Below are 1,287 nucleotides of genomic sequence, written 5' to 3'. Positions count from 1 at the left end.
GGGACTGACCCCCGTTTGTGAGACAGGGATCAAAACACCTTGCAAGTTTAAGCAGCCAGTTGGCGGAAATGAACCGGCGACTGGTTGTTTAGTTTTGTTTGAATGCGAATTGAGTTATAGTATGTTATGTAGTCTCGAACGGTCTGCTCGACGATGGCCGTCGTCGTACAGGTTAAACCTTCGAGATAGAACGTTTCAGACTTTAGCGTGGAATGAAACGATTCGATGGGGGCATTATCAGCGGGCGTACCCTTGCGGGACATGCTCATGGTAATGCCTTTTCCCTTTACAGCTTCTTGATAAGCCTGAGAGGTGTAGACGCTGCCCTGATCGCTATGGAGCATGGCGCCCGACAGCGTGGGCAGCTGATCCAGCGTGTCCAGGACAAACCCAGTGTCTTGCTTGTCAGATATACTGTATGCCACAATCTCTCCGTTAAACAAGTCCAAGATGCTCGACAGGTATAACGTTTTTCCGCCAAACGGCAAATACGTAATGTCTGTCACGAGTTTTTGCATGGGAGCATCGGCCTCAAACTGACGCTTTAACAAGTGTTCTGCGATGTAAGTTGGCTGCCCTGTAGGTTTGCGTTTCTTCACTTTGACACGACATTGGAGCCCCTCTCGCTGCATAATCCGCTGCACGCGTTTATGGTTAATCTTGTGCTCCATCCGAAGCAGTGCCGTGATCTTCCGATATCCGTAACGAAATTTATGCTGACTACAGAGTTCACGAATCTTCTCTACCATGTGATCTTTATATGGGCTCCCGTAGGCGGCTTTCCAACGATAGTAAGTGGAGCGAGAAAGCCCGATCCATGCACACGCTTGAGCCACACTGACTTCCCCTCGAACGGACTCAACCCACTCTACTACAGTCTTTGGCGACACCTCCTTTGCATTTCCGCGAACTTTTTTAGCAGATCTAATTGTTGCTTTAGAAACCGATTTTCCGCCTGCACCTTCTCCAGCTCTGACGTATATTCAGGCCCTTTACCATAGCTGTATTGTTTACCGACAGGCTGCTCCAACCGGTTCCATTGGCCGCTGCGATACCATCTCATCCAGGTCTCTACTTGTGTCTTATTTCGTATGTTCAGTTGGTCCATGACTTCTTTCACTGGAATGCCATCTAGTCTCATTTCAATGGCTTTTTTCTTCACTTCTACCGGATAGCTAACTCTTGTTGCCAACGCAAAAACACCTCCAAGGTTGTCTCCATATCTTACGACATGGTTGCATTCTCTTGAAGGTGTTTTAATTTGTCTCACGCTATGGGGTCAGTCCC

1 protein-coding gene is annotated in these 1,287 nt (G+C 48.2%); it reads right to left on the bottom strand.

Annotated features, from left to right (window positions below; genetic code table 11):
• Window positions 1-47 precede the first annotated feature (47 nt).
• Window positions 48-1,192, bottom strand: a protein-coding gene (locus M2277_RS31595) for an IS3 family transposase (protein WP_280756429.1) whose coding sequence is annotated in 2 segments (ribosomal slippage) — window positions 48-898 and window positions 898-1,192 — 1,146 coding nt in all. Because the reading frame shifts where the segments join, the coding sequence is not laid out codon by codon here.
• Window positions 1,193-1,287: the final 95 nt, after the last annotated feature.

The sequence above is a fragment of the Paenibacillus sp. LBL genome, assembly GCF_029893715.1.
GTDB lineage: Bacteria > Bacillota > Bacilli > Paenibacillales > Paenibacillaceae > Paenibacillus_AQ > Paenibacillus_AQ glucanolyticus.
This window is presented reverse-complemented; position numbering and strand designations above follow the sequence as displayed.